The organism is Pseudomonas sp. O39 (assembly GCF_045447295.1).
Classification (GTDB): domain Bacteria; phylum Pseudomonadota; class Gammaproteobacteria; order Pseudomonadales; family Pseudomonadaceae; genus Aquipseudomonas; species Aquipseudomonas antarctica_A.
This window is the reverse complement of the sequence record NZ_JBJGXV010000076.1, coordinates 1-442: the sequence shown is the minus strand read 5'-3', so window position 1 is coordinate 442 and position 442 is coordinate 1. Positions and strand designations below refer to the sequence as shown.

The window sequence follows — 442 nt, the reverse complement described above, 5'->3', positions numbered from 1 at the left end:
GGAAACTCTGAAAAAGACTTCCAAATCTGGTGAAATACGCCAGTCCCAAGTACTGAACGGTTGAGCCCCGATGAAGCAGATGTCCTTCGCTGACGCCGAATACGCTGGCAAACGCAAACAAACCCGCCGTGAGCGCTTCCTGAGCGAGATGGATCAGGTCGTGCCCTGGAATGGCTTGGTCAAACTGATCGAACCGCACTATCCGAAGGGCGAAGGTGGTCGTCCGGCCTATCCGTTGATGGCGATGTTGCGGGTTCATTTGATGCAAAACTGGTTCGGTTATAGCGACCCGGCCATGGAAGAATCGCTCTACGAAACCACAATTCTGCGCCAGTTTGCCGGGCTGCATCTGGATCGGATTCCGGATGAAACCACGATTCTCAACTTCCGCCGACTGCTGGAAAAACATGAACTGGCCGGTGGGATTTTGCAGGTCATCAAC

1 protein-coding gene is annotated in these 442 nt (G+C 53.6%); it reads left to right on the top strand.

Features of this window, described 5'->3' with window-relative positions:
• Positions 1–70: 70 nt before the first annotated feature.
• On the top strand, positions 71–442 hold a 372-nt coding region (locus ACI77D_RS29360; protein ID WP_407018106.1), incomplete at its 3' end, for a transposase.